36 protein-coding genes and 1 pseudogene are annotated in these 18,761 nt (G+C 25.9%); 18 read left to right on the forward strand and 19 right to left on the reverse strand.

The window, feature by feature from the left end; translation table 4 throughout:
- Positions 1 to 50 precede the first annotated feature (50 nt).
- From ACI2WJ_RS02690 to ACI2WJ_RS02770, 17 genes are all read right to left on the reverse strand, one after another.
- Positions 51 to 1,040 (reverse strand): hypothetical protein, encoded by a 990-nt coding sequence (locus ACI2WJ_RS02690; RefSeq protein WP_400254759.1) that lies wholly within the window; start codon positions 1,038 to 1,040, stop codon positions 51 to 53.
- A 14-nt stretch (positions 1,041 to 1,054) separates the two neighbouring features.
- Positions 1,055 to 2,239: a hypothetical protein gene (locus ACI2WJ_RS02695; protein ID WP_400254760.1), complete on the reverse strand. Its 1,185-nt coding sequence runs from the start codon at positions 2,237 to 2,239 to the stop codon at positions 1,055 to 1,057.
- An 18-nt stretch (positions 2,240 to 2,257) separates the two neighbouring features.
- A complete protein-coding gene (locus ACI2WJ_RS02700; protein ID WP_400254761.1) occupies positions 2,258 to 2,632 on the reverse strand; it encodes a hypothetical protein in 375 nt (124 codons plus the stop codon).
- Between the two features lie 16 nt (positions 2,633 to 2,648).
- Positions 2,649 to 2,837, reverse strand: a complete 189-nt coding sequence (locus tag ACI2WJ_RS02705; protein WP_174480113.1) for a hypothetical protein — start codon at positions 2,835 to 2,837, stop codon at positions 2,649 to 2,651.
- A gap of 40 nt (positions 2,838 to 2,877) precedes the next feature.
- On the reverse strand, positions 2,878 to 3,036 hold the full coding sequence (locus tag ACI2WJ_RS02710) for a hypothetical protein (protein WP_338959470.1): 159 nt from the start codon (positions 3,034 to 3,036) through the stop codon (positions 2,878 to 2,880).
- Positions 3,037 to 3,052: 16 nt separating this feature from the next.
- Positions 3,053 to 3,868: a hypothetical protein gene (locus tag ACI2WJ_RS02715; protein ID WP_400254762.1), complete on the reverse strand. Its 816-nt coding sequence runs from the start codon at positions 3,866 to 3,868 to the stop codon at positions 3,053 to 3,055.
- 119 nt (positions 3,869 to 3,987) lie between these two features.
- Complete coding sequence (locus ACI2WJ_RS02720; protein WP_400254763.1) at positions 3,988 to 4,185, reverse strand: hypothetical protein; 198 nt, start codon at positions 4,183 to 4,185, stop codon at positions 3,988 to 3,990.
- Between the two features lie 12 nt (positions 4,186 to 4,197).
- Positions 4,198 to 4,434: a hypothetical protein gene (locus tag ACI2WJ_RS02725; RefSeq protein WP_400254764.1), complete on the reverse strand. Its 237-nt coding sequence runs from the start codon at positions 4,432 to 4,434 to the stop codon at positions 4,198 to 4,200.
- A complete protein-coding gene (locus ACI2WJ_RS02730; protein ID WP_338959467.1) occupies positions 4,434 to 4,571 on the reverse strand; it encodes a hypothetical protein in 138 nt (45 codons plus the stop codon). The genes ACI2WJ_RS02725 and ACI2WJ_RS02730 overlap by 1 nt, the downstream gene beginning before the upstream one ends.
- A gap of 308 nt (positions 4,572 to 4,879) precedes the next feature.
- The gene (locus tag ACI2WJ_RS02735; RefSeq protein WP_338987125.1) at positions 4,880 to 5,029 is read right to left on the reverse strand and encodes a hypothetical protein; all 150 of its coding nucleotides are present in this window, start codon (positions 5,027 to 5,029) and stop codon (positions 4,880 to 4,882) included.
- Between the two features lie 20 nt (positions 5,030 to 5,049).
- On the reverse strand, positions 5,050 to 5,202 hold the full coding sequence (locus ACI2WJ_RS02740; protein WP_400254765.1) for a hypothetical protein: 153 nt from the start codon (positions 5,200 to 5,202) through the stop codon (positions 5,050 to 5,052).
- A 3-nt stretch (positions 5,203 to 5,205) separates the two neighbouring features.
- Positions 5,206 to 5,499 (reverse strand): hypothetical protein, encoded by a 294-nt coding sequence (locus ACI2WJ_RS02745; protein WP_339047687.1) that lies wholly within the window; start codon positions 5,497 to 5,499, stop codon positions 5,206 to 5,208.
- Complete coding sequence (locus ACI2WJ_RS02750) at positions 5,489 to 5,926, reverse strand: hypothetical protein (protein WP_400254766.1); 438 nt, start codon at positions 5,924 to 5,926, stop codon at positions 5,489 to 5,491. The genes ACI2WJ_RS02745 and ACI2WJ_RS02750 overlap by 11 nt, the downstream gene beginning before the upstream one ends.
- Before the next feature lie 2 nt (positions 5,927 to 5,928).
- On the reverse strand, positions 5,929 to 6,159 hold the full coding sequence (locus ACI2WJ_RS02755; RefSeq protein ID WP_400254767.1) for a hypothetical protein: 231 nt from the start codon (positions 6,157 to 6,159) through the stop codon (positions 5,929 to 5,931).
- 134 nt (positions 6,160 to 6,293) lie between these two features.
- The gene (locus tag ACI2WJ_RS02760; RefSeq protein ID WP_400254768.1) at positions 6,294 to 6,488 is read right to left on the reverse strand and encodes a hypothetical protein; all 195 of its coding nucleotides are present in this window, start codon (positions 6,486 to 6,488) and stop codon (positions 6,294 to 6,296) included.
- Between the two features lie 15 nt (positions 6,489 to 6,503).
- Entirely contained in the window at positions 6,504 to 6,812 is a 309-nt protein-coding gene (locus ACI2WJ_RS02765) for a hypothetical protein (protein WP_400254769.1), read from the reverse strand.
- 2 nt (positions 6,813 to 6,814) lie between these two features.
- The gene (locus tag ACI2WJ_RS02770; protein WP_400254770.1) at positions 6,815 to 7,066 is read right to left on the reverse strand and encodes a hypothetical protein; all 252 of its coding nucleotides are present in this window, start codon (positions 7,064 to 7,066) and stop codon (positions 6,815 to 6,817) included.
- A 675-nt stretch (positions 7,067 to 7,741) separates the two neighbouring features.
- Between ACI2WJ_RS02770 and ACI2WJ_RS02775 the strand changes: the two genes are divergently transcribed.
- The 3 genes from ACI2WJ_RS02775 (at position 7,742) to ACI2WJ_RS02785 (ending at position 9,581) form a co-directional block, all read left to right on the forward strand.
- A protein-coding gene (locus ACI2WJ_RS02775) for an IS5 family transposase (RefSeq protein WP_400254771.1) occupies positions 7,742 to 8,531 on the forward strand; the annotation gives its coding sequence in 2 pieces (ribosomal slippage) (positions 7,742 to 8,002 and positions 8,004 to 8,531; 789 coding nt in all).
- An 81-nt stretch (positions 8,532 to 8,612) separates the two neighbouring features.
- Complete coding sequence (locus ACI2WJ_RS02780; RefSeq protein ID WP_400254772.1) at positions 8,613 to 9,278, forward strand: ETX/MTX2 family pore-forming toxin; 666 nt, start codon at positions 8,613 to 8,615, stop codon at positions 9,276 to 9,278.
- Between the two features lie 123 nt (positions 9,279 to 9,401).
- On the forward strand, positions 9,402 to 9,581 hold the full coding sequence (locus ACI2WJ_RS02785) for a hypothetical protein (protein ID WP_400254773.1): 180 nt from the start codon (positions 9,402 to 9,404) through the stop codon (positions 9,579 to 9,581).
- A gap of 29 nt (positions 9,582 to 9,610) precedes the next feature.
- Here ACI2WJ_RS02785 and ACI2WJ_RS02790 read toward each other — a convergent pair.
- Positions 9,611 to 10,400 (reverse strand): IS5 family transposase gene (locus ACI2WJ_RS02790; protein ID WP_400254774.1). Its coding sequence is split into 2 segments (ribosomal slippage): positions 9,611 to 10,138 and positions 10,140 to 10,400, totalling 789 coding nucleotides; the frame shifts between segments, so codons are not numbered across the junction.
- A gap of 117 nt (positions 10,401 to 10,517) precedes the next feature.
- Positions 10,518 to 11,174, reverse strand: coding sequence for a tRNA (guanosine(46)-N7)-methyltransferase TrmB (gene trmB, locus ACI2WJ_RS02795; protein WP_400254775.1), 657 nt, complete (start codon positions 11,172 to 11,174; stop codon positions 10,518 to 10,520).
- Between the two features lie 478 nt (positions 11,175 to 11,652).
- Here trmB and rpsJ point away from each other — a divergent pair.
- The 15 genes and pseudogenes from rpsJ to ACI2WJ_RS02870 form a co-directional block, all read left to right on the forward strand.
- Positions 11,653 to 11,955 (forward strand): annotated as a pseudogene (gene rpsJ / locus ACI2WJ_RS02800) (30S ribosomal protein S10); the annotation flags it as partial.
- A gap of 115 nt (positions 11,956 to 12,070) precedes the next feature.
- Positions 12,071 to 12,763, forward strand: a complete 693-nt coding sequence (rplC, locus tag ACI2WJ_RS02805) for a 50S ribosomal protein L3 (RefSeq protein ID WP_174480934.1) — start codon at positions 12,071 to 12,073, stop codon at positions 12,761 to 12,763.
- Between the two features lie 23 nt (positions 12,764 to 12,786).
- Entirely contained in the window at positions 12,787 to 13,416 is a 630-nt protein-coding gene (rplD, locus tag ACI2WJ_RS02810) for a 50S ribosomal protein L4 (RefSeq protein ID WP_400254776.1), read from the forward strand.
- 1 nt (position 13,417) lies between these two features.
- Positions 13,418 to 13,711 carry a 50S ribosomal protein L23 gene (gene rplW / locus ACI2WJ_RS02815; RefSeq protein WP_252319250.1) on the forward strand — a complete coding sequence of 98 codons (294 nt, stop codon included), beginning with the start codon at positions 13,418 to 13,420 and terminating at the stop codon, positions 13,709 to 13,711.
- Between the two features lie 24 nt (positions 13,712 to 13,735).
- A complete protein-coding gene (gene rplB, locus ACI2WJ_RS02820) occupies positions 13,736 to 14,599 on the forward strand; it encodes a 50S ribosomal protein L2 (protein WP_400254777.1) in 864 nt (287 codons plus the stop codon).
- A 14-nt stretch (positions 14,600 to 14,613) separates the two neighbouring features.
- On the forward strand, positions 14,614 to 14,886 hold the full coding sequence (gene rpsS / locus ACI2WJ_RS02825; protein WP_174480930.1) for a 30S ribosomal protein S19: 273 nt from the start codon (positions 14,614 to 14,616) through the stop codon (positions 14,884 to 14,886).
- A 12-nt stretch (positions 14,887 to 14,898) separates the two neighbouring features.
- A complete protein-coding gene (rplV, locus tag ACI2WJ_RS02830) occupies positions 14,899 to 15,231 on the forward strand; it encodes a 50S ribosomal protein L22 (RefSeq protein ID WP_174480929.1) in 333 nt (110 codons plus the stop codon).
- Between the two features lie 16 nt (positions 15,232 to 15,247).
- On the forward strand, positions 15,248 to 15,991 hold the full coding sequence (gene rpsC / locus ACI2WJ_RS02835; RefSeq protein WP_338958185.1) for a 30S ribosomal protein S3: 744 nt from the start codon (positions 15,248 to 15,250) through the stop codon (positions 15,989 to 15,991).
- Position 15,992: 1 nt separating this feature from the next.
- A complete protein-coding gene (rplP, locus tag ACI2WJ_RS02840) occupies positions 15,993 to 16,478 on the forward strand; it encodes a 50S ribosomal protein L16 (RefSeq protein WP_281748520.1) in 486 nt (161 codons plus the stop codon).
- On the forward strand, positions 16,459 to 16,953 hold the full coding sequence (gene rpmC, locus ACI2WJ_RS02845) for a 50S ribosomal protein L29 (protein WP_400254778.1): 495 nt from the start codon (positions 16,459 to 16,461) through the stop codon (positions 16,951 to 16,953). Before rplP ends, rpmC begins: the two co-directional genes overlap by 20 nt.
- Positions 16,953 to 17,231: a 30S ribosomal protein S17 gene (gene rpsQ / locus ACI2WJ_RS02850; protein ID WP_400254779.1), complete on the forward strand. Its 279-nt coding sequence runs from the start codon at positions 16,953 to 16,955 to the stop codon at positions 17,229 to 17,231. The genes rpmC and rpsQ overlap by 1 nt, the downstream gene beginning before the upstream one ends.
- 21 nt (positions 17,232 to 17,252) lie before the next feature.
- Complete coding sequence (gene rplN / locus ACI2WJ_RS02855) at positions 17,253 to 17,621, forward strand: 50S ribosomal protein L14 (RefSeq protein WP_174480924.1); 369 nt, start codon at positions 17,253 to 17,255, stop codon at positions 17,619 to 17,621.
- Between the two features lie 13 nt (positions 17,622 to 17,634).
- Complete coding sequence (gene rplX / locus ACI2WJ_RS02860; RefSeq protein ID WP_252319242.1) at positions 17,635 to 17,982, forward strand: 50S ribosomal protein L24; 348 nt, start codon at positions 17,635 to 17,637, stop codon at positions 17,980 to 17,982.
- A 21-nt stretch (positions 17,983 to 18,003) separates the two neighbouring features.
- The gene (rplE, locus tag ACI2WJ_RS02865; RefSeq protein ID WP_338958174.1) at positions 18,004 to 18,561 is read left to right on the forward strand and encodes a 50S ribosomal protein L5; all 558 of its coding nucleotides are present in this window, start codon (positions 18,004 to 18,006) and stop codon (positions 18,559 to 18,561) included.
- A gap of 1 nt (position 18,562) precedes the next feature.
- The gene (locus ACI2WJ_RS02870) at positions 18,563 to 18,748 is read left to right on the forward strand and encodes a type Z 30S ribosomal protein S14 (protein WP_174480921.1); all 186 of its coding nucleotides are present in this window, start codon (positions 18,563 to 18,565) and stop codon (positions 18,746 to 18,748) included.
- Positions 18,749 to 18,761: the final 13 nt, after the last annotated feature.

Below are 18,761 nucleotides of genomic sequence, written 5' to 3' on the forward strand. Positions count from 1 at the left end.
TAATTTTTTCAAATGCATGTTTTTCTAACTTTTCAAATTTTTCTTGTAATTTATATATACTTTGTCGTATTTTTTCAAAATTTATTTAAACCTTTTTTTAAATAAAATCTAATATCAAAATATTTAAAACTTTGATTTGCTTTTAAAACAAGTTGATGAATAACATTATTTTTAAAATTAAATTTAATAGCATTAGCACGAATTTTTTGTAAATCTAAAATTAAAGTTTTTCCATATCTATTTTCTGAATGTATTGTATGAACTAAATTTAATCAATCATGTTGGTTCATAGATAGTACTTTTTTTAAATCAGTATTAAATTTTTTTAAAAAGTTATTTGCTTTTTCAATATCTTTAATTTTAAATTTAGGAGTTAATTGTGGACTTAATTTTATTAATGTATTTTGTAATAATAAATAATCTTTTAATTCTTGTGCTTCTAATTTTTGAAAATTATTTTTATATTGTCTTTCAGCAACATAACCTAAATCTCGTAATACTGTTTCACGATTAGGACTAAAACTATAATTCATTAAATAACGTTTATTACCAATAATTTTATCTGTTAAAATTTCTTTTCCACTTACTTGACTAATAACTTCTTGTAAATTTTTGGCTTCTTTAATACCAACTTGTTCTAATGTTTTAGTTTCTTGTGCTAGTTTAATAAATTTAGTAGTACGATAACCACGACTAATTTTATTAAGTCCAGCAAATGCAGGTAATAAATTTAAGAAAGTATTTAATTTTGTTACATTTCCTTTTAAATAATCATAAACTTGATTAATAGTAAAATCAGTTGTAGCATAAATACCAAAATTAATAGTACTTGCAATAAAATCACTTGCACCTAATCCAAGGGCTACACTTTCACTTAATCCACCAGTAAAAGGAGCAAGTGCTACTGCTATAACTTGTACACCAATTATTTCTAAAATTTTTCATCAAAAACTTTTATTTTCTTGTTGGTTACTTGTTCTAGTATGTTTTGGTTTATTTATGTTTAAAAGTATTGCTGTACTAGTTGTACCAATTGGCATGATATTAATTTCCTTTATTTAAGAGTTATTTTAATTGGATTTGTTGAACCTTTATAATTTAAGTCATTAACATTTGCAGTAATAGTTATATATAAGTCACCTGCTTTTTGTTTTTGATTACTTACATTAGTTTTTCCTTGTGCATCACTAAAATATTTAATAGTTGGATTTGTTAAATTTGGATTTAATGATTTAAGTTCATTAGTACTTTTTATTTCTGTATTTAATTCATTGTTATTGTTATTAACATTTGCAGTAATATTTGTTGTTAAAACTGTAATTTTAGTTTTTAAATCAGTTTTTTCTGTTTTAATAACTCCACATAACATTCAACGTGATGTTGTTTCATTATTAGAAATATATGGGATTGCTTCTCCAACAACTTCACCAGCAACTTTATATGCTCTTCCTGCTTTATCATCTTTAATAAAATCTACATAAATAACTGTATTTTCTATCATGTATCTTTTCATTGCTCTTGGTGTTGCTAAAATAAAGGTCATTAATTGTTGTTCATTTTTATCATTAGTAAAAATCATATAGTCATCAAGAACGATTTCACATAATACGCCTTTTACATATAAATTATTTCCATTTAAACGTAATTGTTGTGCCAACTGATTATCGGTAATTAAACCTTTATTATCTGCTAAATAAACTAAACTATCATAAAGACCATTAGTAATAAAAAATTTACTATTTGCAATGTTTCTAAATTGAAACAAAGTATTTCAAGCAGATAACATTGATTTTAAATAGCCTACTGGTGTTGTATCTTCAATATCGATTTTAGTAGCAAATTTTGCAATTGGTTGTGTATCATCAATTGCCAATTTATCTGCTAAATCATTTGCAACTTCATATTGCATACTATCTAATAAATTTTGTGCATTATTTGCTTTTAAATCTACATCTGCAATAATTTCTCCTGCAAGATATTTTTTAGTTATTTTTTTACTAATTTTATCTGTATCAACATATGGTAATTCATATCTTTTACTTTTATCATCTCAAGCAATAATTTTTACTTCTGGTTTTTTTGGTTTTTTAACAATAAACTCAATATTTACTGAGTCAACAATTTCAGTAGGGAAAAAGTTTGCCCATGGACTATTTGAAATTTTAAAAAATTCTATAAATTCTGGTGCTTCTACTAATCTCTCTGTATTGTCTAAATTTTGATTAAATGGTACTGACATTTTATTTCTTCCTTTCGTTTATAAATAATTTTTCTTTTTATAATTAATTAAAAAATTTTCTTTATCATTTGTTTTATTATTAATAATTATTTGTTTATTGCCACCTGTATTAATTGTTTCTTTAAATACTGGTTGTTCTTTAATCATTTTTTTAATAGTTTCTTCAATTTTTGAATTTTCTATATTACTTGTTTTAAATTTTAAAAAATCATAAAATTCAGTTTTAACTTGATATTTTTTAAATATATTAATTATTTCTTTTTCTTTAATTTCTTGATTAAGTTTATTTAACTTATTTTCTGCTTCATTAACTTTATTTTCTATTTCTTGTTGAACATTATTTTCAGTTAAAGGTTCAGTTGTTTGTTGAACATTATCTTCATTTTCTAACATTTACATCACCACTTTATTATTTATTTTCTTTATTAATCTTTTCATTTAATTTTGCTAATTTTTTTTGATGTTTTATAATTTTGTTATTTGCTCTAACATGTTTTGGAGTTGTGATAAATCTTTTTAATAAAACAATAATTTCTCTGCAAATTAATGTTCCAACACTTGTTCCAATAATTATTAATTCATGTAAAAATTCTTTCATCTCAATATTTTCCTTTCAACTATTTATTGTTTATTTTTGATTATTCATCAAATTCACCTTTATTAATTCTTTCAATCATACATTTTGTATCCATTAAAAGATTTGCAATTAAACGTTCATTCAATCGTATGTCTTCTAAATCTTTTTCATGTTGTTTTAATTTATCATTGTAATATTCTAGTAATTTTTCTTTATTCATAAATTATTCACCTCCTTTATAAACTCATGTGATTATAATCTCAATTTAATGAAGCATTATCTAAAATTACATCACTCATATTAGTTCCATATTGACTATTTGTTTCACTATTAATAGTAAATCTATTATCATTAATTAATCTTGCAGTTTCATTATTAAATGGTGTTTCTTGCATTTCTTCATTATGATGTGTAGTTTCCATAGGTAATAAATTATGGATTATTTCACTTGCACCAGCAATTATGGTAGGTATTGCATAAGCATTATTAAAATCATTATTAATACCCATAGCAACACCACTTGATATTAAACATCCACCAGTAGTCATATTACAAATCTTTCTTATTGTTTCAAATTTATTAGGTATTAACTCAGTTAGTCCACTAATAAGATTTGAAATACCATAAGCATTTAAACTAATATATGTATCTCAATCCATTAATGACTGATTATCTTTTTTATCTAATAATAATCATGGTGGACCTTCTGTTGTAGTTGTAGTAGTTACTGGAATTGGTGTTGTTGGAATAATAGGATTAATATTATTTTCTGTTCATTTACTATAATTTGCTAAACCAATTGTTCCTAAACCTAATAAGATTTTTTTAGAACTATTAATTAATTTAGTTTTAGTATTTGGTCTTTGATTTAAATTTCATACATCTAAACCTAATTTTTTACCAAATAATAAACTATTAATACTACCTAATATTGAATTGTTTATTACTTGACCATAATAAGCGTTTGTACCAATCATTGCGCAAATTGGACTTATACCAATTCTAATTAATTTAGTTAAAGTATAATTTGATTGTGTATTTTCGTTTGGCATTTTATTCTCCTTTATTTGTTTTTATCAGTTCTCTTATAACATCTAATAAGGAATCTACTACATAAGAATTTAATTCAAATTCATAATTTCTAATTTTAATTTTTTCCTTTTGCATTTTTTTATTCTCCTTTAATTTGTTTTAAATCATTTAATAGTTTTATAAATTTATTCATGTATTCTGAATAATAATCAATCATTAAATAATTATCATTTCAATTAAACATTACACATGTGTCACTTGTACAAAATTCAACATTATCAATAAAAAATAATTTTTCATCTACATTTCATTTAATTAAAAATTCTCGTTTAGTCATGATTATTCTCCTTTAATTTTCTAATTTTTTAATTGTTACTTTAATTCAACCTTGATAAACATCATTATCACCAACTATTAATGCAACATTACTTTCGGGGTCAGAAACAATTATATGTTTTGATTTAACATTTGGGTATTGTCTTAAAATAATTGCTCTAATATCATTACTTGTATGAATTTCTTTTGGAAATGGTGATAATATTTCAATTTCATCTTTATTTTCAAATAAAGTAGGCAATATTATCATTAGTCAAATTCACCTTTTTCTATTTTTTCAATTAATAAATTTAAAATATTTTTGTCAAAATCAGAGTTTGTATAATTAATTTTTTTAGTTCATTTAATTATATCTTTCATATATTTAAGTATTTTTTCTTTATTCATTATCAAAATCACCATTTTCTATTAGTTTATTTAAGATAAATAATGTTACATCCGTTCTCCGTGCTGGCTCTAATTCAATTAAATCATTAATATATTTAATTAATTTTTCTTTATTAATACAATTTTTATGTCTTGATTTATGTCTTGATTTATTAATTTCATCAACTTTAATTCTATGTTCTTTACAATATACTCTTCCATATTAATCAAATTGCTCTTCTGTCATATTTTCACATTGTATTTGTTCAAAGTGTTCATCATCTGGTAGTATTAAACTAGTAAATTTAGTAATTTGAGTAAATGTACATCTATTCATTATTATCAACTCAACTTTCATTTAATCATAAAAATATTTCATGTAAAACTAAGATTGAATCTGCTTTATCTTTATACTTAAACATTAAATCTGTTATATATTTACGTAATACACTTTTATTTACTCTATTTTCTTTTTTCATTATTTATTCTCCTTATTTGATTATTTTTTTTCTAAATTTTTTGCAATTGAATTTAATAATTTTAAAACTTTATATTCATTTTTTAATTCTTTAATAATAAATATTAAAAATATTATTAGTGTTATAATTGTTATTAATATTGGTACTATTAATAAAATTTTTCATAATATCATTTTTTACTCTTTTCATTTTTTAAATCATTTAACATTAATTGAACAAAATGCACGATTTTTAGGAATATTTAAAGTATTAAAAATTTGACCAGTTACTAAAATTTCATCATTTTTGTTTAATAAAATACAGCGTCTATAAAATTTTGGGTTGTTAAAAATTAAAGTAACATAGTTTAAACCATTTCACTGACCTCGAACACTATAATATAATTCTTTATTACCTTTTTCGTAATATTTTGCTTCAATAGTGTTGCTCAGTTTTACTGTTAATTTGACATAATTGGCTTTATCTTTCATTTTTATAATTCCTTAAATAGTATTGAATATGCTTATATGCATCTTGTTCATGTTTTGTTAATTTTATATTTCCTTTATAATTTGTTATTTTATTTTTATTTTTTGGGTGGTTTTCTAGATAATCTCAGTTAAAAACATCTTGTACTAATACCATTAAAGCACCAATAATTTTAGGAGTTGCTAATGGATTAGTTAATAATTGTTTTGAACTTAAAAAGAAATTTTCTACAATAACTAATATTTTTTTATCAATAAATTTTTCTTTAATTAATTGAAATTTTTCTTTATACATATTTTTAGTTCATAAAACAGTTAATATATTAAATGTTTCATTAAAAACAATATTATTAGTTTCATTTGAATATATAACAATTCCATTATTACCAATACCAGCGGGGTCAATACCAATAATTAAGTCATATTGCATTATTAATCAAATTCTCCACTATTGATTTTTTGAATTAATGAATAATATATTGCATCATTATTTGCACTTCTATATCCATCACTTTCAATTTTATTTTCTAAATATGTAATGAATTTTGCTTTATCAATAAAGTTATCAATTTTTTTTCATAAACCGTTATATAATCTGTCATTATTTTGTTTAAGTAGTTCTATTTCTAATTTTAATGAATTAATTTCTTGTTCTTTATTCATATTTATACCTCCTACTTAACCTAATATTTAAAATACAGTCATAACAAATTGCTTTACTATTTTTATCTCTTAGAAAATATTTTCTTGTTTTTATATCATTAGTATTAAAGAATAAATAATCTAATTTATTTTGTTTACATGTTCAACAAAAATACTTTTTCATTATGAGTTGAAATTTCTTTATAAGAAGTAACTATATAATTAATTGATAAATCATTATGATTATATGGATTATTTATTTTAAAACCTTTTCTGTTTTCTTCTCATGTAATGTTATATTTAAAACAAGGATTAGTAATTTTAGTTTTGTTATCTGTTATTTCACCCATAAATCAACTATTATGCTATCCATAAAATGTTAGTGGTTCAAGTTTTATATCATTAAGATAATATTCTTTTAGAGTAATTGGTTTATTAACAGTTATTTTTTGTTCAGAAATATATGGTTCTAATAATTTTATTAATTCATTACCACTTAATTCTCTTTTAATATTTTCTAAATTAAAAACTCAATATGTGTAACTGTTATCAACAATAAAAGAATTATTTTTAATCATTCATTTTGGAAGTGATAATTTATATTCAACATAATCAATAAGAATAGATTGTGGTTTATTTTTAATAATTTGTTCTTTTTTAAATTCTATTTGCATAATTAATCACTTCTACATCAATCACAAACATATCCATATTGGTTTGTATAATCTAAATGTTCAGCAATATCATAATCATCTTCAAATTTTCTAATATCGTGTTGTTCTGATTCTAATTCTGTTTTAAAGCGATAAAGCATTTGGATTTTGTCATCTTGATATAATTCATTACATTCAACACATCTTTTTCTTCTTTTTTTAATTTTATTACAAACCTTTCTTATTGCTTCATAATCAAGAATTTCTAATGCCATAATAATCCTTTCCTAATATGTTCTGTTGCTTCTAGCATAAAGAACATATATTTTGATTTTTAGATTATTAATACTATTCGTTTTATTCATTCGAGTAATTCTGGGCTCAAAAATAAATTATGAATTTTTTTTACAAGTTTGAAATTTATTTTCTCGCCCAAAAAAATTTTTCAAAAAAAATAAAAAATAAAACCAACACTTGCTCACTGGGGAGTGGCAAGGTTGGTTAAATAAAGAATAGAATTAATACAATAGGTCCCTACAACAGGTCTATATATACTAGTTTCCAATTCGCTCCCACCCCAAGAATTACCATTAATGGTTAGTATATTTTATTAGGTATCACTCCACTTTTTATTTATCCATGCAAGTCCACATGCTAGCTACTATTTTTAACAACTGTGTTGTAGTTCACTTTTTTAGTTTCCTAACACGTGTTGATAATAGTGCTAAAGATTGTTATTAAAAATTTTAAAATTTTACAATTACAAAAAAAGACAAGATTATTTCTTGTCTTTTTCCTTGTTGATAATTTTAATTTAACTTACAAAATGTATATTTTATTTTTTTTAAATACGTCGAATATAAAATATAAATTTAATGTTTTAAGAACCTGTTTAGAATCTTTTCGAAAATAATGTAAAATGATTATATATTTTAAAATAAGAGGTATATATGCATAAAAATTATCCAAGTCATGTCACCAAAGAACAATTTGAAAACATAAAATCAATTTTAGAAAATAGTAAAAAGAAAACAAAACCAAGAAGTTTAGATTTATATGAAATATTTTGTGCAATTTTATATGTATTAAAAAGTGGTTGTCAATGAAGAATGTTACCAAAAAATTTTCCAAAATGACAAACTGTATATTATTATTTTCAAATTTGAAGTAAAAATAATGGTAAAGAACCTAGTGTATTGCAATTAATTTTAAAAAAAATTAGTTAAAAAAGTTCGTATCAACAATAATCGCAAAGAACAAACTAGTTTTTGTATAATTGATTCGCAAAGTGTTAAAAATACAGATACTACTAAAAACAAAGGTTATGATGCTGGTAAAAAGATTTCAGGCATAAAACGTCATATTGCTGTTGATTCTCAAGGTTTACCACATGCAATTTACATAACCACGGCAGAAAAAACAGATCGTAATAGCGCTATAATAATGATTGAAAATGAAAAAGAAAATCTTTCTGCAGTTCAAAAAATAATAGTAGATGCTGGTTATACTGGTGAAAAATTTGCTTCTGAAATCAAAACAATCATAAATGCAAATGTTGAAGTGATAAAACGCAATGAATTACATACTTTTGTAGTATTACCAAAAAGATGAATTGTAGAACGAAGCTTTACTTGATTAGAAAAATACAGAAGATTATGAAAAAATTGTGAAAGAAAACTAAATACTAGCTTACAAATGGTTGTTCTTTCATTTATTTCAGTTTTATTAAAAAGATTCTAAACAGGTTCTAAGAAAAGAGAGTAATTTTATCTAATTTTCATTATTTTTCAAATAATTCATTTTTGGAAATAAGTTACTAATATGATAATAAATTATTTCGTAACTTTGACAACCGCCCGGAAATTATTATCATTAATGTCTATTTTAGGATTTTCAACAGTAACAGTAACAAATGTAGTTGCTTGTACTTCTGCTGATACTTCTATAAAACATGAAACAAAAAAGAATGGACTTACTTGATATCCACCAGATAATATGGAAAATATTATTAAAGATATTAATAATACAATTATTTCAAAAAATGGATGAGTAGCAGATGGTAATTATGAAATACCAATTTCCATGAAGGATTTGATTCAAAAAGAATATGATAAATATTTTACTGGCAAAGAAGGTACTTTAAAACCAATAAAGACTGTTGCTAAAGATGAAAATATAGTAGATTCTTTTCAAGACATTTATACTAATAGTTCTAATACCGAACAAATTTATCAAACTCAATCACAATCTAAAACTATTACTAATACTAATACTTTTTCTTGAAAAACATTAGAAAAAATTGGAGTTAAAGTTAAAGCTGAATTTAAAATTCCTTGAGTTGGTAAAAGTGATGTTGAAACTAGTGCTGAATTTGGTTCAGAGCAACAAGGAACTAAAACTACTACTGATAGTGAAACATTAACTAATCCAAGTCAATCATTTAAATTAAAATCACATTCAATAGGAACAGTTTTATATACTATTTAGCAAGGAACATATCATAATGAAGGAAAAATTAGTTATCCAGTAAATTTAACTGATACTATTAGTTTTTCATATTATTGATCACAAACGGGTCAATGAAGTAAAAGTGACTATACTATTAAAGATTTGATTAAACTTTTAGTTGATAATGGTTATAAAGAACAACTTAAAATTGGTTCTAACACTTATTCAATTATTTCAACAGATAATCCTGATAACCCAAAAACTGTTTTTTTAAATTTACCTATTTCTTGAGATTCACAGGGTGGAAAATTAAATGTAACATTTGATGAAAAATCTTTATAGTTTAATATCAATATAATCTTAGAACCTGTTTAAAATCTTTTCAATAAAATTGAAATAAAGGCAAGAACAACCATTTGTAAGCTAGTATTTAATTTTTTTTCACAATTTTTTCATAATCTTCTGCATTTTTCTAATCATGCAAAACTTCGTTCTACAACTCATCTTTTTGGTAATACTACAAAAGAATGTAATTCATTACGTTTTATAACTTCAACATTTGCATTTATGATTGTTTTAATTTTAGAAGCAAATTTTTCACCAGTATAACCAGCATCTACTAGTATTTTTTGAACTGCAGAAAGATTTTCTTTTTCATTTTCAATCATTATTATAGCACTGTTACGATCTGTTTTTTCTGCTGTGGTTATGTAAATTGCATGTGGTAAACCTTGAGAATCAACAGCAATATGACGCTTTATTCCTGAAATCTTTTTACCAGCATCATAACCTTTGTTTTTAGTAGTATCTGTATTTTTAACACTTTGTGAATCAATTATACAAAAACTATTTTGTTCTTTTCTACCATTATTGATACGAAATGCCATGACTAATTTTTTTTAAAACTAATTGTAATACACTAGGTTCTTTACCATTATTTTTACTTCAAACTTGAAAATAATAATATACAATTTGTCATTTTGGAAAATCTTTTGGTAACATTCTTCATTGACAACCACTTTTTAATACATATAAAACTGCACAAAATACTTCATATAAATCTAAGCTTCTTGGTTTTGTTTTCTTTTTAGTATTTTCTAAAATTGATTTTATATTTTCAAATTGCTCTTTGCTAACATTACTAGGATAATTTTTACGCATATATACCTCTTATCTTAAAATATATAATCATTTTACCCTATTTCTCTAAAAGATTTTAAACAGGTTCTTAGTTAATCATTAACTTTTTTTAATAAAATTGAAGTTTAAACTTCAATTTTATTTTTTTTGTATTAATAAATAATTAATATTTTTATTTTGTTTAATGAATTTTTCTTCATATTCAGTTTTAATAAATGCTTCATCATTTTTTATTATATTATTATCTTGATGTAGATTAATTGTATATTCTAATAAATTTCATTTATTTTTTTGAAATTCCAAAAGTGAATAATTAAATAAATTATTATTATCTGTTTTAAAGTGAAGTTGTCCATTTTTTATTAAAATTTTTTTGTATATTTCTAAAAATTTTTGGTATGTTAATCTTCTTTTAAAATGTCTTTTTTTAGGTCATGGATCAGAAAAATTTAAATAAATTTTATTAATTTCATTATTGGCAAAAAGTTCTTTTAAATTTATGGCATCTTCTATAATTATTTTTAAATTACATAATTTATTTTCAATTATTTTTTTTAATAGTATAGTTACAATAGAAATGTTTTTTTCAATAGCAATATAATTTTGATTTGAATTTTGTTTAGCAAGATTTATAATGAAATTTCCTTTGCCACTTCCAATTTCAATATTGATTGGATTTTTATTTTGAAATATTTTTTTATTTCATTTCCCTTTGTAATTATAGGGATCATTAATACATAAATTATTATGTGTTAAAATAAATTCTTTTGCTCATGGTTTATTTCTTACTCTCATTGTAATTCCTTTTCTAATTTAATCAACATAGTTGTTATAAAAGTGTAACTTACTAATTTTAGAATTATATCAAAATTGAAGTTTAAATATCTTTTGCCAAAAGAATTTCATTATTATATTTATATCATGTAATATTTTTATTTAAATAAATTTTGTGAAATATTATAATTATATATTACCTTTTACTTTTTTAAAGTAAGAAAATAATAAAAAAATAACGGTATTTTATTATTTTTTTAATAAAAATCTTTATTTTTTACAACTAAATTAATAGTTAAAAGATTATGAACAAAAAACCCATTATTTTTTTTGTTTTTTTTGTATTTTGCTATTCCCTTTTACCATTACACTATGTTATACTTACAAGGCGTGATTGTTATTTATAAATGCTGATACACTGATATCAGTTGTCATTATATCACATGTTTTGTTCTTTATTTTATTAAAAATCGTTCTAAGGAGGATATAGCCAATGGCAATCATAGGAGACAAAGTAAAAATTCGTTTAGAAAGTTATGATCACTCAGCTATTGACCAAATAGCACAGAAAATTAAAGATGTGTTAAAAAAAGAAGGTGCTGAAGTGGTAGGTCCAATTCCATTACCAACTCATAAAGAAATTTTCACTATTCTTCGTTCACCGCATAAACATAAAGATTCACGTGAACAATTTGAAAAGAGAACTCACAAAAGAATTATTGGTGCTCAATTATCACCAAAATCTTTAAATGCTCTAAGTGGACTTACTATCCCTAATAGTGTTAGTATCTCTTTGATAATCGAATCTAAAGATGAAAAAAAATCAACTTTAAATCAAGTATCAAAAAAGATTAATAAAAAAAATTATTAAAATCGATAAATATTAATTATTTACAACATATTCCAAGGAGGAAATTATGAAAGGAATCTTAGGTAAGAAACTAGGAATGTCACAAGTTTTCTTAAACAACGGACAACTAGTTCCAGTAACAATTATCGAAGTACAACCAAATGTAGTAAGTCAAGTTAAAACAAATGTAAAAGACAAATATAGTAGTTTACAACTTGCAACGTTCGATCTTCGCGTTACTTTATCAAACAAACCAACAATCGGACACTTTAAAAAAGCCGACAGCCAACCTAAGCGCTTCGTGAAAGAAATTCGTAACATGAACGGATTTAATCATAAAGATCTTATTAATGTTGCTGACGTATTCACAGCAGGTGAATTCGTTGATGTCCAAGGAACTTCTAAAGGTAAAGGATTTACAGGACGTATTAAACGTCATAATCAATCACGTGGTCCAATGGGTCATGGATCAGGTTTACATCGTCAAATGGGTTCAACAGGTTCTATTAATGCTAACCGTGTGTTTAAATCACAACCAATGCCAGGGCAAATGGGAAATGTTAAACGTAGTGTTGCTAACTTAGAAGTTATTAAAGTAGATAAAGAAAATAATTATCTTTTAGTAAAAGGTTCAGTTCCAGGACCAAAACAAGGCTTTCTTGTTATTAAACAAGCAGTTAAAAAACCAATTCTCAAAACCCCAGTATCATTAGTTGTTAGAAATCAAAATACTACAACCGAAGTTACTGATGGTCAATAAAGTTAATTATGGAGGATAGCAAAATGAAAATTAATGTTGTTAACAACGCTGGAACAAAAGTTAGCGAATTAACTTTAAACGAAAAAATTTGAGGAATTGAACCCCACAAGCAAGCGCAGTTTGATAGTTTATTAAGTTATAATGCTACAAAACGTCAAGGAACACACGCTGTTAAAAGTCGTGCTGAAGTTGCTGGCGGTGGTAGAAAACCATGAAAACAAAAAGGAACAGGGAATGCGCGTCAAGGCTCAATTCGTTCACCACAATGAAAAGGTGGGGGGATTGTTTTTGGACCAAATACTGATCGTAATTATTTAATTGGATTACCAAAAAAAGTAAGAAGATTGGCAATAAAATCAGCATTGGCTGCCAAATTCCAAAATAAAAACATAGTTGTAATTGATGAATTAAACTTTGAAAAACCTTCAACTAAAATTATGTTAGAAACTTTAAAAGTTTTAGAATTAGCAAACAATAAAACACTAATTGTTTCAGGAATAAGCAATAAAGAAACAGTTATTAAATCAGGTCGTAATTTACCTAGAACAACAACAATCGCTGCTAATAGTATTAATATTTACGATTTATTAAATGTTAAAAAAGTATTGTTTACTACTGAGGCAATTAAAATCGTTGAGGAGGCTTTAATTTAATATGCATTTAAGTGAAGTTATAGTAAAACCAGTATTAACTGAGAAAACTTATAAACAAATGGCTGAAGGTATCTATACATTTACTGTTAACCGTAAAGCTAATAAAAGTCACGTTAAAAAAGCCTTTGAACAGATTTTTGAAGTTAAAGTAGCAGACGTTAATATTATTAATAGTAAACCAAAAACAAAAACTGTTGGTAGATTTGTTGGAAAAACATCGGCAGTAAAAAAAGCTCTTATTAAATTAGCTCCTGGTGAACAATTAAGTTTGTTTAGTTCTGAAGAACAAAGCTAATGAGATTGGAAGGAGAAAAAAACAATGGCAATTAGAAAAATTAATCCCACTACTGCAGGAAGACGTAATATGACCGTTCTGGATTACAAACAGAACTTAACTATTGGTAATAGCCCTGAAAAATCTTTATTAGTAAATTTAGTTAAACAAGCTGGTAGAAATAATCAAGGTAAAATTACAGTAAGACATCAAGGTAATGGTCATAAGGTTAAATACCGTATTATTGATTTTAAACGTAACAAAGACAATGTAGTTGGAACAGTTAAAACAATTGAATACGATCCAAATCGTAATGCTAACATTTGTCTTATTTCTTATCTTGATGGTGAAAAGCGTTATATCTTAGCACCAAAAGGAATCAAAGTAGGAGATAAGTTATTAAGTGGTGAAAACAGTGATACTGTTAAAATTGATATTACTGTTGGTAACTGTTTACCATTATCACAGATTCCACAAGGAACAGTTGTTCATAATGTTGAATTAAAACCAGGTAAAGGTGGACAAATGGCACGAAGTGCTGGTGGTAGTGTTCAAATTCTTGGTCGTGATGAAACAGCTAAGTATACATTATTAAAATTAACATCAGGTGAAGTTAGAAAAGTATTAAGTAATTGTCGAGCTACAATTGGTACAGTTGGAAATGATGATTATAACTTAGTAAACATTGGTAAAGCGGGAAGAAATCGTTGAAAAGGAATTAGACCTACTGTTCGTGGTAGTGTTATGAATCCAAATGATCACCCACATGGTGGAGGAGAAGGTAAAGCTCCAATCGGAAGAAAAGCTCCAGTAACACCATGAGGTAAAAAAGCATTAGGTTTAAAAACTCGTGATAGTAAAAAAGCATCAAATAAATTAATTGTACGAAGAAGAAATGCAACAAAGTAGGAGGAAAGTAATATATGTCAAGATCTTTAAAAAAAGGACCCTTTGCTGATAGTCATTTATTAAACAAAGTGGAAACTCAAAATAAAAATAAATCAAAAAAAATTATTCAAACTTGATCTCGTCGTTCAACAATTTTCCCACAATTTGTTGGACATACATTCGGTGTACATAATGGCAAAACACATTTACCTGTATATGTAACAGAAGATATGGTTGGTCATAAATTAGGAGAATTCGCACCCACACGTAAGTTTGGTGGTCACGGTTCTGACAAGAAAAAGCGTTAGGAGATAGAAATTATGGAAGCAAAAGCTCATTTAGATAAATTACGCATTAGTCCAAGAAAAGTGCGTTTAGTAGCCGATTTAGTTCGTGATAATGCTGTTGCCAAAGCTCTAGTAATTCTAGCTCATGAAAAAAAACGCGCAGCACAGCCAATTATAAAATTAATTAATTCAGCAGTTGCTAATGCTGCTAATAACTATGGAATGGAAGCCAACAAATTACGTATTAAGGAAATATTTGTAAATGAAGGTCCAACTATGAAAAGATTTATGCCCCGTGCTCATGGTAGAGCATATCAAATCTTAAAAAGAACAAGCAAAATCACTATCGTGGTTAGCGATAATTAGGAGGTAAATAAGTAATATGGGTCACAAAGTTAGTCCAAATGGATTAAGATATGGTATCAATAAAGATTGACAATCACGTTGATATACAACTAGTAACGAAGATTTAGCAAAATGAATTTTAGAAGACCACAAAATTAGAAAAGCACTATTTGCACATTTAAAAACTTCTGGTGTTTCTAAAATTGAAATTGAAAGAACTAAATCACAAATTACCTTATTTATCCACTGTGTTCGTGTTGGTTCAGTTTTAGGGCAAGGCGGTTCAAACATTGAAGTATTAACAACACTAGTTCGTAAAACAATTAAAAATCGTAAAATAGGTATTAGAATTAATGTTGTTGAAATTAAAAATCCTGATATTGATGCGCAAACAATTGCTAATACATTAGCACAACAAATAAGCAATCGTATGTCACATCGTACAACACAAAAATTAGCAATTCGTAAAGCACTTCGTGCTGGAGCAAAGGGAATTAAAACTCGTGTTTCAGGAAGACTTGGTGAAGCGGATATGGCACGTGTTGAAGGTTATTCAGAAAGTAGTGTTCCTTTAGCAACATTACGTAGTAATATTGATTATGCTACTGCTGAGGCAAAAACAACTTTTGGTCAAATTGGTATTAAAGTTTGAGTATATAAAGGTGAAATTTTATCAGGAACTGACTCAACTCAACCTGAAATTATTTCAAAATATAATCAAAGAAATAATAACAATCGCCGAAATAATTACTCACAACAACCACGTAAGGAGGTAAAGTAAGATGGCTATACCTAAGAGATATAAACACTCTTGCGTCCACCGTTTAAGTTATGAAGGAACTGCAAAAGGTTGTAAAACAGTTGCTTTTGGAACTTACGGACTTCGTGCTGAAGAAGGTTCTTACATTACTGAAAGACAAATTGAAGCAGCCAGAGTAGCAATGACACGTTACATGAAACGTGGTGGAAAAGTTTGAATTAGAATCTTTCCACATTTACCAATTACTAGAAAACCAGCGGAAGTACGTATGGGATCAGGAAAAGGTTCAATTGATCATTGAGTTTCAGTAGTAAAAGCAAAAACAGTTATGTTTGAAGTATCATATCCTAATGAAGCAACAGCACGTGAAGCATTGCGTCTTGCAATGCACAAGTTGCCAATCAAATGTAAAATTGTTACTAGAGAAATAAAACCAACAGAAGAAGTAAAGGTTGCTAAAAATTTAACAACAGAATTGGGTGAAGCAAATGGAAATGCAAGTAATTAAAAATAAATCAACTTTAGAATTACAACAACATGAAGAAACTCTTCGTGCGCAATTGTTTGCTTTACGAATTCAAAGTTCGTTAGGTAAACTAGAAACTCCGCATATGATAAATAATCTTCGTAAGGATATTGCTCGTATTAAAACTGAATTAACTATCAGAATTAATAATGGTGAAAAAATCAAACCATTATATATTAATAAAATGGTATTACCAGAAGAAAATAAAGAAAGCAAAAAAACTAAAAAAGTTGCTAAAGTTGATGATAAAAAAGATATTAAAGTTAAAACAATAACTAAATCAGAAGTTATTAAAGAATCAGATAAAATTGCTAAAAAAGAAGTTACTGAAAAAACAACTAAAGCAAAATCATCAAACAAAGAAGTTAAAAAAGTTACTACTACTAAAGTAGAAAAACCATCTAAAAAACCTACAGTTAAGAAAACTGTGACACCAGCTAAGGAGGACAAAGAATAATGACAAATATTATTCCAAGCAAACAACGTAAAACTTTTGTTGGAATTGTAAGTTCTGACAAAAATGATAAAACAATTACTGTTGTTGTTGAAACTTCAAAATGACATCCAATGTACCATAAAAGTTTTAAGTCAACTAAAAAGTATCATGCCCATGATGAAACTAACCAAGCTAAAATTGGTGACAAGGTTGAAATCATTTCAACTTGTCCACTTTCAGCTCTAAAACGCTTCCGTTTGTTAAAGATTATTGAATCTAAAACAAATAAAAAAGCTTAATTAACCAGGAGGATAAGAAAGATGTTACAAAATCTATCGTGAGCCAATGTGGCTGACAACACTGGTATTAAAGAAGTTATGGTTATTAGAGTTTTGGGTGGTAGTACTAAAAAATTTGCTAAAATCGGTGATATTGTTGTTTGTTCAGCAAAATCAGTAACACCTAATAGTGCAATGAAAAAAGGACAAGTTGTTAAAGCAGTTGTCGTACGTAGTAAATTTGGTGTAAAACGTAATGATGGTTCTTGTGTAAAATTTGATGATAATGCAGTAGTAATTATTAAAGAAGATAAAACGCCACGTGGTACTAGAGTATTTGGTGTCTTGGCTCGTGAAGTTAAAGAGCGTGGTTATAATAAAATTGCTTCTTTAGCAGAAGAAATTGTTTAGGAGGATGAAATAAATGGCAAGCAAAAAGAAACCAGTTATTAGTCTTGATACTAAATTAAAAAGAGGCGACCAAATTAAAATCATTGCAGGAAAGCATAAAGGTCATACCGGACCAATTATCCAAGTACTTCGTGAAAAAAATCGTGTTATTATTGAAGGTATTACTGCTAAGAAAAATAAAAAACCTACCCAAAATGATCAAGAAGGTGGAATTGTGGAAGTAAAAACTAGTGTTCACATTTCTAATGTAATGATCCTTGATGGTAAAAAAGATAAAAAAGTAACAAAAATTGGGTACAAAATTGATAAAGATGGCAAAAAAATTCGTATTGCACGAAGATCTGAAACAGAATTACGATAATAAAGGAGTAACAGCATAAAAATGAATCGTTTACAAGAAAAATATAATAAAACTATTATTCCCCAATTGCAAAAAGAATTAAATTTTACATCAATAATGCAAGTACCCAAAATTGAAAAAGTTGTTATTAATATTGGCGTTGGAGATGCAAGTAGTAATCCAAAAGCCATTGATAAATCAGTATCTGAATTATCAAAAATTACTGGTCAAAAACCAATTATCACTAAAGCAAAAAAATCAATTGCCGGCTTTAAATTAAGAGCAGGAATGCCAATTGGTTGTAAAGTTACATTACGTGGCGAAAAAATGTATGATTTTCTTGATAAATTTATCTCAATTTCTTTACCAAGAATTCGTGATTTTCAAGGTTTATCAGCTAAAGCATTTGATCAAAATGGTAATTACACTGTTGGTATTAAAGAACAAATTATTTTCCCTGAAATTAATTATGAAGAAGTAGATAAAGTTCGTGGCATGGAAATCTCAATTATTACCACAACATCAAATAATGCAACAGCATTATTGTTATTAAAAAAAATAGGATTACCGTTTAAAAAACAAGGAAAGCAGGTGGCATAAGATGGCAAAAACTTCATTAAAAGTAAGACAAGCCCGTAAATCAAAGTTTAGTACGCAAGCATATACACGCTGTCAAAAGTGTGGCCGTCCTCATGCGGTTATTCGTAAATTTATGTTATGCCGTATTTGTTTTCGCGGTTTAGTATACCAAGGACAAATTCCTGGTATTAGAAAAGCATCATGATAGGAGGTATATAATT

It is taken from the genome of Spiroplasma endosymbiont of Cleonymus obscurus, assembly GCF_964273375.1.
Lineage (GTDB): Bacteria > Bacillota_I > Bacilli_A > Mycoplasmatales > VBWQ01 > Spiroplasma_E.